The sequence below is a fragment of the Rhodococcus sp. P4_F3_2 genome, from assembly GCF_056401335.1.
On record NZ_JBFUJN010000141.1, the window covers coordinates 1 to 560 of the forward strand.

The following is a 560-nucleotide window of genomic DNA, read 5'->3' on the forward strand; positions in this document are numbered from 1 at the left end:
CTCGGTTGACAGCTCCCCGAGGCTTGCTCCCCGAGGCTTATCGCAGCCTCCTACGTCCTTCATCGGCTCCTGGTGCCAAGGCATCCACCGTACGCTCTTCATTACTTACAACAAAGATGCTCGCGTCCACTGTGCAGTTCTCAAACAACACACAAACAACCACCTCACGCAGACACCAACAAAAAACATTCTCACGAATAATCCTTGCGGTATGACTGCAGCAGTCATTTGTCGTTACTTCCTTCGAGGAAACACTCGCGTGTTCTCTCAGGACCCAACAGTATGCCGATATAATTTGTTCTCCCACCAGCACTGAGGCCGGCAGTAACGAAAACGAATGCTTGTCAGCGTCCACCCATGAGCAACCACCGTTCCACATACGGGAACGAAATGGCCTCTGCTTTCCTCAACCACACCTGTGTGCAGCGAGCGAAAGAGATGCTCCTTAGAAAGGAGGTGATCCAGCCGCACCTTCCGGTACGGCTACCTTGTTACGACTTCGTCCCAATCGCCGATCCCACCTTCGACGGCTCCCTCCCACAAGGGGTTAAGCCACCGGC

General features: G+C 53.9%; 2 rRNA genes. Both read right to left on the reverse strand.

The annotated features are described in order from the left end of the window. Positions 1 to 111: ribosomal RNA gene (locus AC1DWA_RS33135) — 23S ribosomal RNA — on the reverse strand; the annotation flags it as partial. Between the two features lie 338 nt (positions 112 to 449). Next, positions 450 to 560, reverse strand: a 16S ribosomal RNA gene (locus tag AC1DWA_RS33140); the annotation flags it as partial.